Annotated in this window: 20 protein-coding genes; 10 read left to right on the top strand and 10 right to left on the bottom strand. The window is 72.8% G+C overall.

Features of this window, described 5'->3' with window-relative positions:
- The first annotated feature begins 148 nt into the window (after window positions 1–148).
- The 4 genes from G6W55_RS06365 to G6W55_RS06350 all read left to right on the top strand — a co-directional run bounded on the left by G6W55_RS06365 (window position 149) and on the right by G6W55_RS06350 (window position 4,986).
- Window positions 149–2,050: an ABC transporter ATP-binding protein gene (locus G6W55_RS06365; RefSeq protein WP_175519795.1), complete on the top strand. Its 1,902-nt coding sequence runs from the start codon at window positions 149–151 to the stop codon at window positions 2,048–2,050.
- Window positions 2,047–3,828 carry an ABC transporter ATP-binding protein gene (locus G6W55_RS06360; protein WP_175519794.1) on the top strand — a complete coding sequence of 594 codons (1,782 nt, stop codon included), beginning with the start codon at window positions 2,047–2,049 and terminating at the stop codon, window positions 3,826–3,828. Before G6W55_RS06365 ends, G6W55_RS06360 begins: the two co-directional genes overlap by 4 nt.
- A gap of 357 nt (window positions 3,829–4,185) precedes the next feature.
- Complete coding sequence (locus G6W55_RS06355) at window positions 4,186–4,656, top strand: DUF5709 domain-containing protein (protein WP_030786776.1); 471 nt, start codon at window positions 4,186–4,188, stop codon at window positions 4,654–4,656.
- Window positions 4,657–4,731: 75 nt separating this feature from the next.
- Window positions 4,732–4,986 (top strand): type B 50S ribosomal protein L31, encoded by a 255-nt coding sequence (locus tag G6W55_RS06350; protein ID WP_175519793.1) that lies wholly within the window; start codon window positions 4,732–4,734, stop codon window positions 4,984–4,986.
- Between the two features lie 44 nt (window positions 4,987–5,030).
- On the opposite strand, the gene G6W55_RS06345 is transcribed toward G6W55_RS06350, so the two are convergent.
- Complete coding sequence (locus G6W55_RS06345) at window positions 5,031–5,825, bottom strand: metal-dependent hydrolase (RefSeq protein ID WP_175519792.1); 795 nt, start codon at window positions 5,823–5,825, stop codon at window positions 5,031–5,033.
- A 145-nt stretch (window positions 5,826–5,970) separates the two neighbouring features.
- On the opposite strand from G6W55_RS06345, the gene G6W55_RS06340 reads away from it, so the two are divergent.
- Window positions 5,971–8,484, top strand: a complete 2,514-nt coding sequence (locus G6W55_RS06340; protein WP_175519791.1) for an RNA helicase — start codon at window positions 5,971–5,973, stop codon at window positions 8,482–8,484.
- A 31-nt stretch (window positions 8,485–8,515) separates the two neighbouring features.
- Window positions 8,516–9,382, top strand: coding sequence for an acyl-CoA thioesterase II (locus tag G6W55_RS06335; protein WP_175519790.1), 867 nt, complete (start codon window positions 8,516–8,518; stop codon window positions 9,380–9,382).
- Between the two features lie 10 nt (window positions 9,383–9,392).
- Here G6W55_RS06335 and G6W55_RS06330 read toward each other — a convergent pair whose 3' ends face one another.
- From G6W55_RS06330 to G6W55_RS06300, 7 genes are all read right to left on the bottom strand, one after another.
- Complete coding sequence (locus tag G6W55_RS06330; RefSeq protein ID WP_175519789.1) at window positions 9,393–10,319, bottom strand: DUF6397 family protein; 927 nt, start codon at window positions 10,317–10,319, stop codon at window positions 9,393–9,395.
- A gap of 167 nt (window positions 10,320–10,486) precedes the next feature.
- A complete protein-coding gene (locus G6W55_RS06325) occupies window positions 10,487–10,900 on the bottom strand; it encodes a roadblock/LC7 domain-containing protein (RefSeq protein ID WP_175519788.1) in 414 nt (137 codons plus the stop codon).
- Window positions 10,901–11,082: 182 nt separating this feature from the next.
- Window positions 11,083–11,688 (bottom strand): ATP/GTP-binding protein, encoded by a 606-nt coding sequence (locus G6W55_RS06320; RefSeq protein ID WP_175519787.1) that lies wholly within the window; start codon window positions 11,686–11,688, stop codon window positions 11,083–11,085.
- A 207-nt stretch (window positions 11,689–11,895) separates the two neighbouring features.
- A complete protein-coding gene (locus G6W55_RS06315) occupies window positions 11,896–12,312 on the bottom strand; it encodes a DUF742 domain-containing protein (RefSeq protein ID WP_175519786.1) in 417 nt (138 codons plus the stop codon).
- A 22-nt stretch (window positions 12,313–12,334) separates the two neighbouring features.
- Entirely contained in the window at window positions 12,335–12,772 is a 438-nt protein-coding gene (locus tag G6W55_RS06310) for a roadblock/LC7 domain-containing protein (protein WP_175519785.1), read from the bottom strand.
- A complete protein-coding gene (locus tag G6W55_RS06305; RefSeq protein ID WP_175519964.1) occupies window positions 12,769–15,432 on the bottom strand; it encodes a nitrate- and nitrite sensing domain-containing protein in 2,664 nt (887 codons plus the stop codon). Before G6W55_RS06305 ends, G6W55_RS06310 begins: the two co-directional genes overlap by 4 nt.
- A gap of 74 nt (window positions 15,433–15,506) precedes the next feature.
- On the bottom strand, window positions 15,507–16,301 hold the full coding sequence (locus G6W55_RS06300) for an MHYT domain-containing protein (protein WP_175519784.1): 795 nt from the start codon (window positions 16,299–16,301) through the stop codon (window positions 15,507–15,509).
- 152 nt (window positions 16,302–16,453) lie between these two features.
- On the opposite strand from G6W55_RS06300, the gene G6W55_RS06295 reads away from it, so the two are divergent.
- Window positions 16,454–17,053: a class I SAM-dependent methyltransferase gene (locus G6W55_RS06295; RefSeq protein WP_175519783.1), complete on the top strand. Its 600-nt coding sequence runs from the start codon at window positions 16,454–16,456 to the stop codon at window positions 17,051–17,053.
- Window positions 17,054–17,057: 4 nt separating this feature from the next.
- On the opposite strand, the gene G6W55_RS06290 is transcribed toward G6W55_RS06295, so the two are convergent.
- Window positions 17,058–17,813, bottom strand: a complete 756-nt coding sequence (locus G6W55_RS06290; protein ID WP_175519782.1) for an alpha/beta fold hydrolase — start codon at window positions 17,811–17,813, stop codon at window positions 17,058–17,060.
- 94 nt (window positions 17,814–17,907) lie between these two features.
- Here G6W55_RS06290 and G6W55_RS06285 point away from each other — a divergent pair, with 94 nt between their 5' ends.
- The 3 genes from G6W55_RS06285 (at window position 17,908) to G6W55_RS06275 (ending at window position 19,959) form a co-directional block, all read left to right on the top strand.
- On the top strand, window positions 17,908–18,432 hold the full coding sequence (locus G6W55_RS06285) for a PadR family transcriptional regulator (protein ID WP_175519781.1): 525 nt from the start codon (window positions 17,908–17,910) through the stop codon (window positions 18,430–18,432).
- Window positions 18,433–18,558: 126 nt separating this feature from the next.
- On the top strand, window positions 18,559–18,882 hold the full coding sequence (locus tag G6W55_RS06280) for a hypothetical protein (RefSeq protein ID WP_175519780.1): 324 nt from the start codon (window positions 18,559–18,561) through the stop codon (window positions 18,880–18,882).
- Between the two features lie 138 nt (window positions 18,883–19,020).
- Window positions 19,021–19,959, top strand: coding sequence for a hypothetical protein (locus G6W55_RS06275; protein WP_175519779.1), 939 nt, complete (start codon window positions 19,021–19,023; stop codon window positions 19,957–19,959).
- A 79-nt stretch (window positions 19,960–20,038) separates the two neighbouring features.
- Here the strand turns inward: G6W55_RS06275 and G6W55_RS06270 are convergent, their stop codons facing one another.
- Entirely contained in the window at window positions 20,039–20,221 is a 183-nt protein-coding gene (locus tag G6W55_RS06270; RefSeq protein WP_030786723.1) for a hypothetical protein, read from the bottom strand.
- Between the last annotated feature and the right edge of the window lie 157 nt (window positions 20,222–20,378).

Below are 20,378 nucleotides of genomic sequence, written 5' to 3'. Positions count from 1 at the left end.
CCGGAGGACCGCCGGATCCGGTCGGCGCCGCGGAAAACCGGTTGATTTCGACGACGCTGCGACGCGAACCTTTCACGGTTTGCTGTCGAGCCATCTCACCCCTCACTCGCCCTTCTCTCACCCTCCTGACACGAGCCACTGGGACGTCATGCAGATCCAAGACCTTCCGTACCCCGACCCGGGTGTGCCGGACGTACGCTCGGGAGCCCGCTTTCTGTGGTGGCTCGGCCGCAACCAGCTCGGCGGCCAGCTCAAGGCGCTGGCCTGGGGCATGCTGCACTTCGTCGCCGTCTCCGCCCTGCCCTTCTGCGTCGGGTTCGCCATCGAGGCCGTCGTGGACCGCTCCGGCAGCCGGCTGGCCCTCACCGGCGGGCTGATGGTGCTGTGCGGTACCGCCACCGCGATCGGCGACACCTTCCTGCACCGCGCCGCCGTCACCAACTGGATCACCGCCGCCGCCCGCGTGCAGCAACTCCTCGCCCGCAAGGCGTCCCGGCTGGGCTCCGCGCTGACCCGGCGGGTCGCGGCCGGCGAGGTCGTCGCCGTGTCCACCGGGGACGTCGAGAAGATCGGCTGGTTCGTGGAGGCCGTCTCCCGCTTCACCGCCGCGGCCCTCACCGTCGTGCTGGTCGTGATCGGACTCGTCGTCTACCAGCCGGCGCTCGGCGTCGTGGTGGCCGTGGGACTGCCCGTCCTCGCGCTCGCGGTGCTGCCGCTGCTGCCGCCCGCGACCCGCCGCGCCGACTTCCAGCGCGAGAAGGCCGGACGGGCCACCGAACTCGCCTCCGACACCGTCGCCGGCCTGCGGGTGCTGCGCGGCATCGGCGGCGAGGACCTGTTCCTCGACCGCTACCGCGAGGCATCCCAGGAGGTGCGGCACGCCGCCGTGCGCAGCGCCCGCATGTGGGCCCTGATCAGCGCCATCCAGGTCCTGATGCCCGGCCTGCTCCTGATCGCGGTCGTCTGGTACGGCGTCCGGCTGGCCCACGAGGGCCGGATCTCCGTCGGTGAACTGGTCACCGTCTACAGCTCCGTCATGGTCCTCACCTACCCTCTTCGGCACTTCGAGGAGATCGCGATGGCCTACTCCTTCTCCCGCCCTTCGGCACGGCGCGCCGCGCGCGTGCTGTCGCTGGAGCGGGCCACGGACGCCGGCGGATCCCGCACGGCCGACCTGCCCGCCGGAGACCTGTACGACCCGGCCACCGGACTGCTCGCCCCGGCCGGCCGACTGACCGCCGTGGTGTGCGGCGACCCGGACGCGGCGGGCCGGCTGGCGGAACGGCTGGGCGGGCACCCCGCGCAGGACGACGGCCCGTCGGTCCTGCTCGGCGGGGTGCCGCTGGACGAGCTGCCGCTCGACTCCGCGCGCACCGCCGTCCTCGTCCAGGACAAGGACCCGGTGCTGCTGTCCGGTTCCCTGCGCGAGCTGCTCGACGTGCCCGCCTCGGGTGCCGTGGAGCCCGCGGCCGCGCTGGCCGCCGCCCAGTGCGGGGACGTGCTGGACGCGCTCGTCCAGGGCTCGCTGGACGCCGACGATCCGCTGGACGCGCTGATCACCGAGCGCGGCCGCTCGCTCTCCGGCGGCCAGCGGCAGCGCCTCGCCCTGGCCCGGTCGCTGCTCACCGACCCCGAGGTGCTCGTCCTGGACGAACCCACCTCGGCCGTCGACTCGCACACCGAGGCACGGATCGCCGACGGCGTACGGGACCTGCGGGCGGGGCGCACCACGCTGGTGTTCACCTCGTCCCCGCTGCTCCTGGACCGGGCGGACCGGGTGGTCCTGGTGCACGAGGGCGAGGTCGCCGCGGTCGGCGCGCACCGCGAACTGCTGCACACCGAGCCCCGGTACCGGGCCGTCGTGACCCGGGAGACCGACGAGGAGAAGGCGCTCGACGGCACGGAGGCGAGCGCGGAGGCGAGCGCAGACGGGCTCAAGGCGCTCGACGGCACCGGACCGGGCGCGAGCCGGCTCGAGGCGCTCGGCACCTTCGACGCCCTCGGCAAGAAGAACCTGAACGCGCTGGAAGAGATCGAGGAGACGGCATGATCGGCGTGGCACCGCCCGCCTACGACCCGGCGGCACCCACGACGGCGAGCACCCTGCCCGTGGGCGCCCCGGCGACCGTGCGCGGCTACGTGGCCGAGCTGCTCCGCAGGCACCGGCGTGCCTTCCTGGTCCTGCTCGTCGTCAACACGGTCGCCACGGTGGCGTCCATGGTGGGCCCCTGGCTCCTGGGCGACCTCGTGGAACGGCTGTCGGACGGAGCGCGTGAACTCCGTCTGGGGTTCACCACCACCCTGTTCGTGCTCGCCCTCGTCGTGCAGGCGGCCTTCGTGCGCCAGGTGCGGCTGCGCGGCGCGATGCTCGGCGAACGGATGCTGGCCGACCTGCGCGAGGACTTCCTCGTCCGGTCGGTGCGGCTGCCGCCGGGCGTCCTGGAGCGGGCCGGCACGGGTGACCTGCTGTCCCGCATCACCACGGACATCGACCGGCTGGCCAACGCGATGCGCGAGGCCGTACCGCAGCTCACCATCGGTGTGATGTGGGCGGGGCTGCTGCTCGGCGGACTCGTCGTCATGGCACCGCCGCTCGCCCCGGCCGTCCTGTTCGCCGTGCCGCTGCTGGTGGTGGGCTGCCGCTGGTACTTCAAGCGGGCGCCGGCCGGCTACCGTTCCGAGGCCGCCGGTTACGCCGCCGTGGCCGCCGCGCTCGCCGAGACCGTGGATGCCGGGCACACCGTCGAGGCCCACCGCCTCGGGGACCGCCGCATCGCCCTGTCCGAGCTGCGGATCCGGCAGTGGACGGCGTGGGAGCGCTACACCCTGTGGCTGCGGTCGATTCTCTTCCCGGTGATCAACCTGGTGCATGTCACCGTGCTGGGGTCGGTGCTGGTCCTCGGCGGCGTGTTCGTCCTGCACGGCTGGATCGACGTCGGCCAGCTCACCACCGGCGCCCTGCTGGCGCAGATGCTCGTCGACCCGGTCAACCTCATCCTGCGCTGGTACGACGAACTCCAGGTGGCGCAGGTGTCGCTGGCCCGGCTCGTCGGGGTCCGCGACATCGAGCCGGACGGCGGCGACTCCGGGCTGGCGCCGGACGGCCGGGACGTGCTCGCCGACGGGGTCCACTTCGGGTACCGCGAGGGCGTCGACGTGCTGCGCAAGGTGTCCCTGGAGGTCGCGCCCGGCACCCGGCTGGCGCTGGTCGGTCCCTCGGGTGCGGGCAAGTCCACGCTGGGCCGGCTGCTGGCCGGCATCTACGCGCCCCGCGACGGCCGGGTCACCCTCGGCGGCGCCGAACTGTCCCGGATGACCGCCGAACGCGTCCGCTCCCATGTGGCGCTCGTCAACCAGGAGCACCACGTCTTCGTCGGCACCCTCCGCGACAACCTCCGGCTGGCCAGGACCGGCGCCGAGGACGCCGAGCTGTGGGCGGCGCTCGGCGCGGTCGACGCGGACGGCTGGGCCCGCGCCCTGGACGACGGCCTGGACACCGAGGTCGGCTCCGGCGGGGCCACGCTCACCCCGGCGCAGGCCCAGCAGATCGCCCTGGCCCGGCTGGTCCTCGCCGATCCGCACACACTGGTCCTGGACGAGGCGACCTCGCTGCTCGACCCGCGCGCCGCCCGGCACCTCGAACGGTCGCTCGCCCGCGTCCTGGACGGCCGCACTGTCGTCGCCATCGCCCACCGCCTGCACACCGCGCACGACGCCGACGTCATCGCCGTCGTCGAGAACGGCCGCATCAGCGAGCTGGGCAGCCACACGGAGCTGGTGGAGGCGAACGGCGCGTACGCGGCCCTCTGGCGCTCCTGGCACGGGTGACGGGGGAACGGGAGGGGCCGATCCGGGCGCGGTTGGTGGGGGTGGCGGGGGAACGGGCAGACCCGCGCCGGGCCCGGCCGACAGGGCTGGGACGGTAGCGGGCAGACCCGGTCCGGGCCCGGCCGTCCGGGGTTGCGGGGGCGGGTGCTCCGGGGCGGTCGGGCGGGGTGCGCGGGGTGCGGGCGTGGCGTCTGGCGTTGCGCGGTGCCGAAGCGTGATGGAACGCTGGATAACGGCACCCGAGCGGGAGCCGGCCGGAACCCGGCCGACGCGCACCCCGCCCGACCTGTGCCCCGTACGGCGGTGCCGCACCGCCGGCCACGGTGAGAACGGGCCCGTCACCCCCTGGAGGTACCCGTGAACAGCGCCGACGGATGGGGGGACGACGTCTACCAGCCCGACTCCTCCGACGTCCAGGACGACGCCGGACTGCTCGACGCGGAGGACACCCTCGTGAACGACGGTGTCGAGGACCCTCTCGATCGCGGCTGGTCCCCTCCGGAGCGGCCCTGGGCCGTGGAGCACACCGGGGTGACGGCCGCCGAGCGCCGGGAGGGCGAGACGCTGGACCAGCGGCTCTCGGAGGAAGTGCCCGATCTCGCCGTACCGGACGGGGACGGCCTCGGCGACTGCGACGGCACCGACGGGGAACTCCTCGACAACGAGGTGGGCGCGGCCCGCTCCGGCCGTCTCGTGGCGCCCGACGAGGGCACCCACGAGGACGAGGAGAGCGCGCTGGTCGCCACCGACGTGGGGATCGACGGCGCCGCCGCCTCCGCCGAGGAGGCCGCGATGCACATCGTCGACGAGGACGCCCTGTCCGGGTGACCCGGCCGTCCCCGGCCGGACCGTCCGCGTCCCCATTCCGCCGACGGCGCACGTGACGACGCACGAGGAGCATCCATGCCCAAGGACACGCAGCCCGACTACCACCCGGTCGTCTTCCGCGACCGTGCCGCCGGATACGCCTTCCTGACCCGGTCCACCGCGACCAGCGAGCAGACCATCGACTGGGACGACGGCGAGACCTACCCGGTGGTGGACGTGGAGATCTCCTCGGAGAGCCACCCCTTCTACACCGGCAAGGCCCGCACGGTGGACACGGAGGGCCGGATCGCCGCCTTCGAGCGGCGTTACGGCGAGAGCGGCGGCGCCTGAGCCGCCGGTCTCCCCACGTGCGCCGGGCGCGCGCCCGGCGGGCCTCAGATGAAGTTGAGGGCCGCCGCGGCGCCCACGCCGCCGAGCACCATGAACACCGGCATCAGCACCTTCAGCTCGACCCAGCTTCCGGCCCGGAAGCGCATCACCTTGGGCGGGCCGATCGGGTACCAGCGCTTGCGGCCGATCGGGATGGGCCACAGCACCGGGCAGCCCGAGACGGTCAGCGCGTCCCCGATGTCGTGCACCAGGGCGCCCAGCACGATCGGCAGGCCCAGCCACAGGTACTCCTGGCCGGGCTGGGTGAACAGCCAGTCCGAGCCGTTGCCCGGCTTGTCCAGGACGCCGGCCAGGATCCACGCGCTGGTCGCGGCGAGCAGCCACACCAGGACGTCGCTGCTCGAACCCCGCGCCGCCCGCCACAGCAGACCCTCGATCGCCAGCACCATGTGCGCGAAGAGGATGGCGAGGACCGCCCAGCGGCCGCCGGCGATCGCCAGCGCAGAGGCGCCCGCGCCGATCATGACGGCCCACAGCCAGGTGTGCGTCAGGGTGCGGTGGCCGCCGGAACGGCGCGGGTCGCCCTGCTTCCTGGTGGCCTTGTAGACGGCGTAGGACAGCTTGTCCACGACCTCGCAGAGCCAGCGCGAGACGGGTCCGAAGGACCGCGAGATGGTCGCGGCCTTGTGGTCGAGGTCGGGGGCGAGTGCGGCACCCGCGCAGATCAGCGCGCCGACGAGCAGAACGGGCCAGGGCATCGTGTGCCCCGCCGCGGCCGCGGCCGCTCCGACGCCGAGCCAGGCGGCGGCGCCCGACAGTGAGTGTGCTGGTCCCATCATGGCCGTTGCCCGCCCTGTTCCTCGTGTGCCGCTGTCCAGTTGACCGGGTGCGATGACGCTCCGTCGGCGACACAGCGTAGCTCCCGTGATCATCGGTCCGGCAGCCGATTCCCCCATCGAGGGTGCGGACAGGCAAGATGGGGGCGTGACCCTCATCGATCAGTTGCCGCCTACCGCAGATCCCGACGCCCTGTACGAAGCCTTCGAGTCCTGGACGACGGAGCGCGGTCTCACGCTCTACCCCCACCAGGAGGAGGCGCTGATCGAGGTGGTCTCCGGCGCGAACGTGATCGTGTCGACGCCCACCGGCTCCGGGAAGAGCATGATCGCGGCGGCGGCGCACTTCGCGGCCCTCGCCCGTGACGAGGTCACCTTCTACACGGCCCCGATCAAGGCGCTGGTGTCGGAGAAGTTCTTCGAACTGTGCAAGATCTTCGGCACCGAGAACGTCGGGATGCTGACCGGCGACGCGTCCGTCAACTCCGACGCCCCGGTCATCTGCTGCACCGCCGAGGTGCTCGCCTCGATCGCGCTGCGCGACGGCAAGAACGCCGATGTCGGCCAGGTCGTCATGGACGAGTTCCACTTCTACGCCGAGGGCGACCGCGGCTGGGCCTGGCAGATCCCCATCCTGGAGCTGCCGCAGGCGCAGTTCGTCCTCATGTCGGCGACCCTCGGCGACGTGTCCTTCTTCGAGAAGGACCTCACCCGGCGCACCGGCCGCCCGACCGCGGTCGTCCGCTCGGCGACCCGGCCGGTGCCGCTGTCGTACGAGTACCGCTACACCCCGCTGACGGAGACGCTCACCGATCTGCTGGAGACCCGGCAGGCCCCGGTCTACATCGTGCACTTCACGCAGGCGCAGGCGGTGGAGCGGGCGCAGGCGCTGATGAGCATCAACATGTGCTCGCGCGAGGAGAAGGAACAGATCGCCGAACTGATCGGCAACTTCCGCTTCACCACCAAGTTCGGCCGCAATCTGTCGCGGTACGTGCGCCACGGCATCGGCGTGCATCACGCCGGCATGCTGCCCAAGTACCGGCGTCTGGTGGAGAAACTCGCCCAGGCCGGTCTGCTGAAGGTGATCTGCGGTACGGACACCCTCGGCGTCGGCGTCAACGTGCCCATCCGCACCGTGCTGTTCACGGCGCTCACCAAGTACGACGGCAGCCGGGTGCGTACCCTGCGGGCCCGTGAGTTCCACCAGATCGCGGGCCGGGCCGGGCGGGCCGGCTTCGACACGGCGGGTCTGGTGGTCGCGCAGGCGCCCGAGCACGTCATCGAGAACGAGAAGGCGCTCGCGAAGGCGGGCGACGACCCGAAGAAGCGCCGCAAGGTGGTCCGCAAGAAGGCGCCGGAGGGCTTCGTCGGCTGGACGGAGAACACCTTCGAGAAGCTGATCGAGTCGGACCCGGAGCCGCTGACGTCCCGTTTCCGGGTGACGCACACGATGCTGCTGTCGGTGATCGCCCGGCCCGGCAACGCCTTCGCGGCGATGCGTCATCTGCTGGAGGACAACCACGAGCCGCGCCGTCAGCAGTTGCGGCACATCCGGCGGGCCATCGCGATCTACCGTTCGCTGCTGGACGGCGGGATCGTGGAGAAGCTGGACGAGCCGGACGCCACCGGCCGTATCGTGCGGCTCACCGTGGACCTCCAGCAGGACTTCGCGCTGAACCAGCCGCTGTCGACCTTCGCGCTGGCCGCGTTCGAGCTGCTGGACCCGGAGTCGCCGTCGTACGCGCTGGACATGGTCTCCGTGGTGGAGTCCACGCTCGACGACCCGCGGCAGATCCTCGCCGCCCAGCAGAACAAGGCGCGCGGGGAGGCGGTCGCCGCGATGAAGGCGGACGGCGTCGAGTACGAGGAGCGCATGGAGCGGCTCCAGGACATCACGTACCCGAAGCCCCTGGAGGAGCTGCTCTTCCACGCGTACAACACGTACCGCAAGAGCCACCCGTGGGTCGGCGACCATCCGCTGTCGCCGAAGTCCGTCATCCGTGACATGTACGAGCGGGCGATGTCCTTCACGGAGCTGGTGTCCTACTACGAACTGGCCCGCACCGAGGGCATCGTGCTGCGCTACCTGGCCGGCGCCTACAAGGCCCTCGACCACACGGTGCCGGACGACCTCAAGTCCGAGGACCTCCAGGACCTGATCGCGTGGCTCGGCGAGATGGTGCGCCAGGTCGACTCCAGTCTGCTGGACGAGTGGGAGCAGTTGGCCAACCCGGAGGAGCTGACCGCCGAGCAGGCGCAGGAGAAGGCCGACGAGGTCAAGCCTGTCACCGCCAACGCGCGCGCCTTCCGCGTCCTGGTCCGTAACGCGCTGTTCCGCCGCGTCGAACTCGCCGCGCTCGACCAGGTCGACGAGCTGGGCGAGATGGACGCCGAGTCCGGCTGGGACGCCGACGCGTGGGGCGAGGCGATGGACAAGTACTGGGACGAGTACGACGACCTGGGCACCGGCCCGGACGCGCGCGGTCCCAAGCTGCTCATCATCCAGGAGGAGCCGCAGGACCGTCTGTGGCGGGTCCGTCAGATCTTCGACGACCCCGACGACGACCACGACTGGGGCATCAGCGCCGAGATCGATCTCGTGGCCTCCGACGCGGAGGGCCGGGCGGTCGTCCGGGTCACCCAGGTCGGCCAGTTGTGACAACAGCGCGAGGCACAGGAGAAGCACACCGATGACGAACCCGGCCGAGAGGCTCGTCGACCTGCTCGACCTGGAGCAGATCGAGGTCAACATCTTCCGCGGCCGCAGCCCGCAGGAGTCCTTCCAGCGGGTGTTCGGCGGGCAGGTGGCGGGCCAGGCGCTGGTCGCGGCCGGCCGGACCACCGAAGGCGACCGCCCGGTGCACTCGCTGCACGCGTACTTCCTGCGTCCGGGCCGGCCGGGGGTGCCGATCGTGTACCAGGTCGAACGGGTGCGGGACGGGCGGTCGTTCACGACGCGCCGGGTCACCGCGGTGCAGCAGGGCCGCACGATCTTCAATCTCACCGCCTCCTTTCACAAGCCTGAGGAAGGACCCTTCGAGCACCAGTTGCCGCCCGCGCGTGAGGTTCCCGACCCGGAGTCCCTGCCGTCGGTGACGGACGAGATCCGGGAGCATCTGGGCGCGCTGCCCGAGCAGTTGGAGCGGATGGCGCGCCGTCAGCCCTTCGACATCCGGTACGCGGACCGGCTGCGCTGGAGCGCCGAGGAGGTCAAGGACGCCGAGCCGCGCAGCGCGGTGTGGATGCGCGCGGTCGGGCCGCTCGGCGACGATCCGCTCGTGCACACCTGCGCGCTCACCTACGCCAGTGACATGACGCTCCTGGACGCGGTGCGGCTGCCGGTGGAACCGCTGTGGGGTCCGCGCAACTTCGACATGGCGTCGCTGGACCACGCGATGTGGTTCCACCGTCCGTTCCGCGCGGACGAGTGGTTCCTGTACGACCAGGAGTCGCCGATCGCGACGGGCTGCCGCGGGCTGGCCCGTGGCCGCATCTACGACCTTCAGGGGCGGCTGCTGGTGTCGGTCGTGCAGGAGGGCTTGTTCCGCGCGCTGTGACGCCGGTGGTTCACGCGCTTCTGCGGAGGAGTCGGCCGAGGAGACCGCGAGACTTCCGCTCGGGTGTCCGATGCCGGTCCGGCGGGGCCGGGCGGGTGTTTGTGACCGGCGGCGGAACCGCCTCCCCCGGCCGGGGCGTCATGGCGGGCCGTGGCGCGGGGTGATGGGCGCGGGCCTCTTCGAGGGTGCGGGCCAGGTCGGACCTGAGCCAGCCGATCTCGTCGGGGTCGTCGGCCGTCGTGAGCTTCTCGACGAGGTGCGCGGCAGGGGTGCCGGGGGCGCTGTGGCCGACCGGCGCGGGCCGGAACCGGTTCAGGTGCGAGCGTTCGTAGGGGTCCCTGACGATCTCCGCGATCTGGACCGGATCGAGGAACCTCGCCAGGGCTCCGGCGCGCTGCCAGGGGTCGTCGGCCTGGCGGAGCAGGAAGCCCAGGTGGCGTCCCCGCCAGTTCCGGGGGCGCAGGTCCAGCCCGGCGGCCAGCCTGGCCCGCATCGGCTCGGGCGTGCGGGCCGTGAGCAGTGCGGCGCTGCTCTCGTCGGCGGCGAACTGCCGTAGTTCTTCGGCCAGATAGAGCCAGACGACGGCGCGGTAGCGGTTCAGATAGAAGGTGACCGGCACCATCACCCCTTGGCGGGCGAGGCGGGTGAACCGGGTGGCGGGCACTCCCAGGATCGCGGCGGCCTCGCCGGTGCCGACGGCCCGGACGCTCTCCCTCAGTGCCCCGGGGAAGCCGGGCCGGGCGCGCAGCCGGTCGATCTCCGCCGGCAGGACGCGACGGCCCCCTCCCCCTTCGTCGGGCACGGTCCTGATCTGCCCGAGGTGGACCGCGAGGTCGAACTCACGGCGCTTGAGTCCCAGTTCGCGCGCCGCTCGGGTGGGTGTGCGGGACTCGGAGTGCGGTGAGGCGTGCGATGGCGTGACGGTGTTGCCGGACATGGTCGGTCTCCCCCGTGAAGTGAAGTGGAGCAAGGTGACGTGATGCGGTCGGTCCGTCGCTGTGTGCGACGGCGACTCACGGGAAAACCGTAGCCCGGTTCGCGGATCTCGTGGCAAGCCTGTGGATAACTTCGCGGCGAGAGCAATCCGCGAGGAGAAAGCGCAGGTCAGAGGTCAGGGAAGGGGTCGCGGTCGGGTTCTCGGGCGTCCACGGTCAGATGCTCGCCGACCCGGCTGACGAGCAGCGTCATCTCGTAGGCGATCTGGCCCATGTCGGCCTCCACGCCGCTCAGGACGCACAGGCAGCTTCCGGTGCCGGCCGCGGTGACGAACAGCAGGGCGTCGTCGAACTCGATCATGGTCTGGCGGACCTGGCCCGCGCCGAAGTGGCGTCCGGATCCCTTGGCCAGGCTGTGCAGGCCGGACGAGACGGCGGCGAGGTGCTCGGCGTCCTCCTGGCGCAGTCCGCGGCTCTGGCCCGCCACCAGCCCGTCGTTGGACAGGACCAGCGCGTGGCGGACGTGGTCGACCCGCTCGGTCAGGTCGTCCAGCAGCCAGCCCAGTCTCTCTTTCTGCCCCATGTCCCGTCTCCCCCGTGTGAGGTTCCCCTGGTGACGTGTCCCCTGCGTCCTCCGCCGTGCCGGAGGGTCTGTCCGCCACCCTTCCCCAGGTTCGGTGGCGGGGGCAAGGAGTCGGGCGACGCGGCGCGTCCGGAGGGACGTCGTCCGCAGGGGGACGGGGAGGGGCGTGCGCCCGGCGCGCGTCAGCCGACGGAGTCGAGCAGCCGGGCGGTGTGCATGCGCCCGGCGTACTCGACGAGCCGGATGAGCACCTCCTTCCCCGAGGCGCGGTCACGGGCGTCGCACAGGACGACGGGGGTGCCGCCGTCGAGGTCGAGGGCCCGTGACACGTCCTGGGCGCCGTAGGAGCGGGCGCCCTGGAAGCAGTTGACGGCGACCACGAACGGGATGTGCCGGTGCTCGAAGTAGTCGACCGCGGGAAAGCAGTCCTCCAGACGCCGGGTGTCGGCAAGGACGACAGCGCCCAGGGCCCCCTGCGCGAGTTCGTCCCACAGGAACCAGAAGCGGTCCTGGCCGGGGGTGCCGAACAGGTAGAGGGCGAGGCCGGAACGGATGGTGATGCGGCCGAAGTCCATGGCGACGGTCGTGGTGACCTTCCGGTCGACGCCGCCGGTGTCGTCGACCGACCGGCCCGCCTCGCTGAGCAGTTCCTCGGTGCGCAGCGGTTTGATCTCGCTGACCGCGCCGACCAGGGTGGTCTTGCCGACGCCGAATCCGCCGGCGACCAGGATCTTCAGGGCCAGGGGTGTGGTGTCGTCACCGGAGGCGTCGGTGTGCTCGGAGACCATGGATCACTTCTCTCAGGAGAGTCTGTGGTGGTCGTGCGACGTCAGCATCATGGCAACCGAGGGCCCTTTCCATGGGGTTGGACCGCTATCTGGCCGATCTGACTCCGCTGTTGCCTGTTCGGGGTGCGAAGGTGTGCGCGAACCGGTGCGGGGCCGGTCCGTACCCGTCCGCATCGGTCGTCGCGTCCACCGGCGGGGACGGCGTGCCTACAGGGCTCTCAGTCCTTCGATGACCTCGCGCAAAACGCGTTCGTCCGGCAGGTGGGCCGGGGGCACGGGACGGCTGACGGTGACGCAGCCGAGTTCGAGCAGGTCCCCGAGGAGCACTCTGACCACGCCCACCGGGAGGTCGGCGCCCGCCGAGAGTTCGGCGACGGACTGGGTCTCCGCCCGGCACAGGCCGATCAGGGTGCGGTGTTCGGGTCCGAGCGCCGCCGTCGCCTCGGTGCCGGGGGTGCCCGGCTCCAGGGTGACCAGCGCGATCAGGTCGAAGCGCACTCCGCTGGGGCCGGGCCGGGTCCGTCCGCCGGTCATCGCGTACGGGCGGACGAGGGGCCCGGCCTCGCTGTCGTACCACTGGCTGCCCGGGTCCTGCCGGGCGGCGGCGGTCGTGTCCTCGGTCATCCGTGGGGGTCGCTCTCTCGCCTCAGCCGGCGGCGGGCGGGCGCCCGGCGAGGCGAGGCGCGGTGCGGAGGTGCTCGCCGACCCGTTTGACCAGGCGTGCCATCTCGTAGGCGACGAGGCCGATGTCGGCGGTCACGGCGGTGAGGAGGGCGAGGCAGGAGCCGTCGCCCGCGGCGGCCACGAACAGGAACGCGTCGTCCATCTCCACCATCGTCTGGCGCACGCCGCCCGCGCCGAAGTGCCGGCCGGCGCCCTTGGCGAGGCTGTGGAAGCCGGAGGCGACGGCGGCAAGGTGTTCGGCGTCCGCCCGGCGCAGGCCGGTCGACGCGCCGACGGCGATCCCGTCGTTGGACAGGACGACGGCGTGCCGCACCTCGCCCACCCGGGTCACCAGGTCGTCCAGCAGCCAGTCGAGTTCGCCGGACCGCTGGGGCGGCCTGATGCTCGGGTCCTGGATCATGAGAGGTCTCCTTCGCTGCTGTCTGCGCCCGGGGCCGGATCCGGGGTGCTTGCCTGGCCGGGCTGTCTGCCGCCGCCGCGTGCCCAGCCGTCGCGGTAGGCGGCCATGCGGTCCCGTACGAGTTCGGGGGTGCGCCGGTCGTCGTCGGGCGGTGCGGACGCGGGGGCCGGTTCCCCGGGGTGCGGGCGGCGTAGTTGGGGGGCGAGGCTCGCCTGCCGTACCCGACGTGGGAGGTCCTCCGGTCCGGCGGAATCGTCCGGGGGGCGGTGCAGGCGCAAGGTGGTGACTCCGGGAGGTGGTGGGGTGGCGGCGGCCTTCGGCTCGGCGGCGGCCCGGGCGGGGGGTGTGAGCGTGCGGTGGTCGGTGGGGGCGGGGACGGGTCCTTGGTGCCCTTGACGCCGTTCGTCGTGGTCGGGCATACGCGTGTGGGCGCGTTCGGCGGGCCGTGCCGGTGCGGGCTGTGCCGGTCGTGCGGCCTGTTCCGGTACGGCCGGATCCAGTGCGGCCCGGTTCGGTGCGGCGCGGTGCAGTACGGCCGGGTTGTGGGCGGCCGGGGTCGGGGCGGCGGCCGGGTCAGGCGCCGCCTGCTCCCTGGCGGAACGTTCCGGCTGGGCGTTGTGCAGCAGGGCCGTGGGCAGCAGTACGACCGCGGTGGTGCCGCCGTAGGGGGAGGTCCGCAGGTGGACCTTGACGCCGTGCCGGGCGGCGAGCCGGCTGACCACGAACAGGCCGAGTCGGTCGCTGTCGAAGAGGTCGAGGGCCTCGGACCGGTCGATGCGCCGGTTGGCCTCGGCGAGGGTGTCCTTGCCCATGCCCAGGCCGCGGTCCTCGACCTCGACGGCGTATCCGTTGCCCACGGGTTCGCCGGTGACGCGCACGCGTGTGTGCGGGGGTGAGAACTGGGCGGCGTTCTCCACGAGTTCGGCGAGCAGATGGGTGAGGTCGGCGACGGCGGTGCCGACGACGGCCGTCTCGGCGAGCTGACGCACCTCCACGCGCGCGTAGTCCTCGACCTCGGAGACGGCGGCGCGGACCACGTCGGTCAGGGACACCGGTGTGCGCCAGGCGCGGCCGGGTGCGGCGCCGGAGAGGATGATCAGGCTCTCCGCGTGGCGTCGCATGCGGGTGGTGAGGTGGTCGAGCCGGAAGAGGTCGCTCAGTTCGTTCGGGTCGTCGGAGCGGCGTTCCATGCTGTCGAGGAGGCTGAGCTGGCGGTGGACGAGGATCTGGCTGCGCCGGGCGAGGTTGACGAACACTCCGGAGATGCCGTCGGCGAGTTCGGCGCGTTCGACGGCGGCGTGCAGGGCGGCACGGTGGACGGTGGTGAGCGCTTCGGCGACCTGGCCGGTCTCGTCCTCGGCGGGTGGCCCGGGCGGGGCCTCGGCGTGGATGTCGACCTCGTCGCCGGCGCGTAGTCTCCGCATGGCTTCGGGGAGTTTGCGGCGGGCGATGTCCAGGGCGCCGTTGCGCAGGCTGACCAGTTCGACGACGAGTCCGCGGCCGATGCGTACCGAGATGACGAGCGTGGCGGCGACGGCGGCGAGGCCGAACAGGACGGCGGCACCGGCCGGGGTGAGCAGTCCGCGCGTGAACGGGTCGGCGCGGTCGGCGGCTTCGCGGCCGGCGTCGGCCTCGATGGTGCGCATGCCGTTCTGCACACGCGTGTGCGCGGGATCCCAGGTGGCCGCCGGGGCGGCGGCGACGGCCCGTGCGCCGGAACCGCGGGCGGCGAGCACCTTGTCCTCGGTGGCGGTCAGGGTGGCGAAGGCACTGCTCTCGGAGAGGCGTTGCCAGGCGGCGCGTTCGGGTCCGCGCAGATCCGCTGCGGCCGACGCCGTCAGGGCGCGGCGGGTGTCGACGGCGCCGGTGAACCGCCGCAGGCGCTCGCCGTCGAGTCGGCCGGCCGGGCGCGCACTGTCCAGGACGGCGTCCTCCTGGGCGAGTGCCTCTCCCGCGCGGGCGAATTCGAGCAGTACGCGCGCGTCCGAGCCGAGTCCGGCGTCCTGGATGCCGGAGAGCGCGCCGCCGACCGAGAAGGCGGCCGAGATCGTGCCGGTGTAGCGGGCGTAGGTCTCCTCCCAGTCGGCGCGGCCGTCGAGGACCGCGGTCCGCAGGGTGCGCAGTTCTTCGGCCCCGGAGAGGAACGCCTCCAGCCGTTGTCCGACGCCTGGGGGCAGTTCCCGGCCGTCGGCGACGGTTCCGTGCTCGCCGAGGCGGAGCGCCGCCACGGCGGCGTCGGTGCGCTCGGCGAGGGCCTTCAGGTCCCCGTCCCGCCCGGCGGCGGGGGCGGTCGCGTACCGGACGGCGGCCGCCCGTTCGCTCTGGAGGGCGGTGACGGCGGCCGTGACGGGGGTGCGGACCTCGGCGTCCACGCGTTGCGACTGGCGCAGTCGGGAGATGTCCTGGGCGGTGCTGACGGTGGCGTACGCCCACAGGGCCAGCAGGGAGACGACCGGCACCATCAGCAGGCAGACGATCTTGGCGCGCACGGTGCGCGGGCGGATGCGCCGGCGTCCCGCGCGCGTGGGTGCCGGGTCGGCGGGGCCGTCCGTCCACGCGTGCGGCTCCTCGTCGGCGGGTGATCCGGCGTGGGCGCGCCGCCCGCGCACAGGGCGCGGCGCGTCGGCAGCGGCCGCGGGGGTCCTCCGGGGTGTTCGCATGGTCTCCTCGCTCGGCAGGGGTTCCATGGCTTCCTCGCTCGGCGGGGGTTCGGGGGTGGAGTCGTCCGCTTGGGTCACGCGGTCCGGGCCCGCGGACGGGTGGTGGCGCCGTCCGGTGCCTGCTGGGCCAAGGCGGACGCCTCACGCTCCCCGGTGGTGGGTGACAGGGCGACGAAGGCCGAGGTCAGGAAGAGGTAGGACCCGAGGCCGACGGCGAGGGGGAAGATGAACTGCATCGCCGTGGCCCCGGGCAGCGCCGCGCCGGAGGGCGTCACGCGCACGCCCACCGCGAGCATTCCGGTGTAGTGCATGCTGCTGACCGCCGCGCCCATGACGAGGGACGCGACGGTGACCGCGACCGGCGACTTGATGTTGAGCGCCGCCCACAGGGCCGCGGTCGCGGCGACGACCGCGATCAGGACCGACAGCGCGACGAGCATGAGGTCGTAGGTCACCTCACCGTGCAGCCGGACCGCGGCCATGCCGAGGTAGTGCATGCTCGCCACGCCGAGCCCGGTGGTGAGACCGCCCACGAGCAGGGCGCGCGTGCGGTCGCGGCCGTAGCCGACGGCGAAGACACCGGCGCAGACGACGACCATGGCGACGAGCAGGCTGAGCACGGTCAGCGGAACGTCGTAGCGGATGTCGGTGCCGCTGACGGCGAAGCCGAGCATGGCCACGAAGTGCATGGTCCAGATGCCGGTCCCGATCGCCGAGGCCGCGGTGATCAGCCAGTTGCGGCGGGAGCGCCCGGTGGCGCCCAGCGCGCGCACGGTGCAGCGCAGCCCCAGGGCGGCGCCGATGCAGGCCATCGCGTACGACAGCACGGGGGTCAGCCAGCCGAACGCGGCGTGGTCCAGGTGTCCCATGGCCAGGGGACGCTAGTGGGAGCACGGAAGCACACAGGGGGCGCATTTCGAAAGGTGATGGAATCTGACGCCGAAATGCGCCGGTCCGATCGGCTGACGCTCGAACATGTGCGCAGCGACGCCGTCCGTGTCGGTGGGGGACCATACGGACCATGAGCGACCATCACACGCACGTCCAGGAGTTCTTCACCGCGCGCGCGGCGGACTGGGACAGCCGCTTCCCCGACGACGGTCCCGCCTACGCGGCCGCGGTCGCCGGCCTCGGACTGCGGGCCGGGGACCGGGTGCTGGACGCGGGCTGCGGCACCGGGCGGGCCCTGACGCCGCTGCGTGCCGCCGTGGGGCCGACGGGAGTGGTCGTCGGCCTGGATCTGACGCCGGCGATGCTGGAGGCCGCCGTACGGGGCGGACGGGACCGCGACGGGCGGCTGCTGCTCGGCGACGTGGCCGCGCTGCCGCTGCGGTCCGGGGCGTTCGACGCCGTGTTCGGTGCCGGGCTCGTCTCGCATCTGGCCGACCCGACCGGGAATCTGCGGGAGTTGGCGCGAGTGGTGCGCCCCGGCGGCACGCTGGCGCTGTTCCACCCGATCGGCAGGGCGGCGCTCGCGGCCCGCCAGGGCCGCCGGATCACCTCGGACGACCTGCGCGCGGAGCCCAAACTGCGCCCTCTGCTGGCCCGTTCCGGCTGGCGCATGACGTCGTACGTCGACGAGGACACGCGTTTCCTGGCCCTCGCCGCACGCGCGAGCTGAGGTCTCACCCCGTGCCGGCGACCGCCTTCGCGAAAGCGGCGGGGTTGTCGAACATGATGTTGTGACCGGCGTCCGGGACCATCATCACCCGCACTCCGGCCTCCTCCAGGGCGTGCGCGCCGTCGAGTGCGCCGCTGCGGCCGCCCTGGAGGTAGACCCGCTCGACCGGCAGCCCGGTCAGGATCTCCCGCATGACCGGGGCGGAGCCGCGCCGGAGCCCGACCGCGCTGCGGTGCAGGGCACGCGGGTCGGCCAGCCGCATGGTCGCGGCCCACACGAGGCCCACGCGGTCGAGCACACGCGCGTACCCGCCGTCGAGGAACTCCTCCTCGGTCCAGGAGGCGATGCCGCTGCTGCCCGCGGAGGGCGGCGGGAACGCGTCGAGGTTGGCCTCGGTGAGGACGAGTCGGGACACCAGGTCGGGCCGGCGGTGGGCCAGGACGACGGCCACCGAGCCGCCCATGCTGTGCCCCACCAGCTCTGCGCCGCTCACCCCGGCCGCGTCGAGCGCGGCCGCCAGGGCGTCGGCGTGCTCCTCCAGCGTGTAGCCGAAGTCCTCGGGCCGGTCGCTGATGCCGTGCCCGGGGAGGTCGACGAACAGGCTGCGCCGGCCTGCCAGTTCGGGACGGGCCGCCACGTGCGCGTGGTACACCGCCGAGGCGGCGCCCAGGCCGTGCACATACACACGCGCGGGTTCCGCGCCCGGCGTCTCCGTCCAGCGGACACAGCTTCCCGCACTGTCGAACACGGCCTGCCGCATCGTCTCTCCCCCTCGGGTCGCCCACGTCTGCTCTCGGTACACCCCGACCATACATCGGCACCGATGTATTACGTCAACGGAGTATGATGCGGGCATGCTGGAGCTAGCCATCCTCGGCTTCCTGTACGACGCCCCCCTGCACGGCTATGAGCTGCGCAAACGCATCACGGCCCTGACGGGTCACGTGCGTCCGGTCGCCGAGAGCACCCTGTATCCGGCGATCAAGCGCCTCGAGAAGGCGGGCTTCCTGATCCGCGCCACCGAACCCGGCGCGGTGGCCGCACCCCGGCACGTCCTGACACTCACCGACGACGGCCGGAGCGAACTGCGCCGACGCCTCGCCGACCCGGCCGCGCGCGACATCACCGACGAGAACCGCTGGTTCACCGTGCTCGCCTTCCTCCGCCACCTCGACGACCCGGCCGCCCAGGCAGCCGTGCTCCGCCGCCGCCTGGCCTTCCTCCAGGAACCGACGAGCTTCTTCTACGAGGGCGACCGGCCGCTGCGCGCCGAGGAACCGGACGACCCGTTCCGGCGCGGCGTGCTGGCCATCGCGCGGGCCACGTCCCGGGCGGAACTCGACTGGCTGCACGACACGTTGACCTCACTGGGCGACTGATCCCCGCCGCTCCCGCCCCGTAGCGGCCACGCCCTCTTCTCCGGCCTCCGTCGCGTCTCTACGGTGAGGAGAGGGCACGGCACGTCCAGCTCGACGGGGACAACCCCCAGGGGGAAGGTGGCCGGGATGTTCGACGCGGTCCGCAAGGTCTGGGCAGGGCTTCTCGGCGCCACGCGCGCGCCCTCGCGGCAGGGCCGCGAGGAAGGCGGGGAGGTGAAGGCCGGCGGCAAACGTCCGCACAACATTTTCGAGGCGGCCGCCGCGTACGTCTCCGCCTCCATCGAGGACGATCAGGATCGGATCGACGAGGCGTCCGGCTGGGTGTCGCCGGAGGCGCTCTCGTTCGGGGTCAACGAGCTGGCCTGCCGCGCCGTCCTCGCCCTCGCGCGGGAGCGCGACGAGTCGCCGCGGACCGTGGCCCGGGCGCTCCTCGGGCTGCCCGCCGCGTGAGGGGTGCGGCACACCCGAGGGTCGATTCGCCCCGGCAGGTCGGAAAACAGCAGCTCCGAGTATGTCGGGGAGTCGTGACAAGCTGCTTCCGGCCGCACTAGGGTGCGCGCCGTTGGACGAACCGATGGGGAGGCTGGGATGGCAGGGACGGACGAGGACGCCGTCGCCGCCGCGGACGATGCGCTCTATGTGCTCACGGCGGTGCTGCTGACGCCGGCGAAGTTCCCGAGTGTGCTGGGCGACGACTACCCGGAGGCCTGTGCGGCCCTGGGTCTCGCACCGCTGGCCGACGGCTACGGCCTGGTGCTGGGCCAGGACGGCGAGGGCGCCCGCTGGACGGTCGTCATCGACGACGTGTCCCTGGTGGCCGTGGCCATCGCGTCATGGGACTGCGGCATGGAGTACGACTTGTCGCCCGACGAGCGGACGGTCGTGGCCGCTCTGCCCGGCTGGCCCCTCGCGGTGGCCGTCGCGGCGCCCAACGTGCCCGCACCGCACGATCCGGGGCCGGACGTCATCGACATCCCCGCGCTCGCCCCGCCGGACACCACGGTCTGGGGCCCGGCCCAGCGGCGGCTGGGCGCGGACGAGATCGCCCTCCAGTGGGCGGTGTGGCGCGAGCAGATCGACGACTCCGAGTTCGCCCTCCCGCAGGGGAAGGACGCCGACGCCGGCGCAGGCTCCGACGGCGCGGACGGGAGCACCGGGTCGGACGCGTCCCCGAGGGACGGGGACGCGGGCACCGACGCGGCCACGGAGGCGGACGGCGGCGCGGAGTCGGACGCGTCCGGGAAGGACGCGCCGAAGGGCCACAGCGGCATCCGACGCGTCCTCGCCGAGGTACGGGCGTACGTGGACACCCCGCCCCCGCTCGGCCGCGTACGGTCCTCCTTCGCCCCGGGTGACGCGCGCACGCTGCGGGCCGACGGTCCCGGCTGGTCACTGGTGGCGCGGACCGACGACATCGCGTTCGTCCTGCTGGACGACGAGCCCGGCGAGGTGCTGCCGGTCGGACGGGGACCCGAGCTGCCCGGTCTCCTGGAGGCGCTCGACAAGATGGCCGTACGGCCGCTCTGAGCGGGGCCGGACGGGACGCACAGGTTCGGGGGGCGGTGCGGCACGGGGCGTCAGGGCCCGTGCCGCGCTCCCGGTTCCGTCAGCGGCCCAGCTCCTTCCGGGTGACCCTGCGCAGCCTGCGCCGCTGCGCGGGGTCCAGGGTCAGATAGGCCGCCGCCGGTATTCCCACCACGATCAGCAGAGCCGCCCACCAGGGCAGCCAGATCAGCAGGAGGAGCCCGACCGCGACTCCTCCCACGGCGATCTTCGCGTTTCTCGACATCTGCGTCGCCTCCTTCACGGCCATTGCCGCTCTCTGCCATGAAAACGGGTCCGGGCCGCGCACGGTTCCGGAGGCGACCCTGAGACGTCCCTGAGGTCTCCCCCAGGCAACCCTGAGATCACTTCGGTCCGCAATCCTGTACTCTCGACCATCCGTC

It is taken from the genome of Streptomyces sp. CAI-85 (assembly GCF_013363615.1).
Lineage (GTDB): Bacteria > Actinomycetota > Actinomycetes > Streptomycetales > Streptomycetaceae > Streptomyces > Streptomyces antibioticus_B.
Note: the sequence above shows the minus strand (reverse complement) of the source record. Positions and strands in the feature narration are given on the sequence as shown.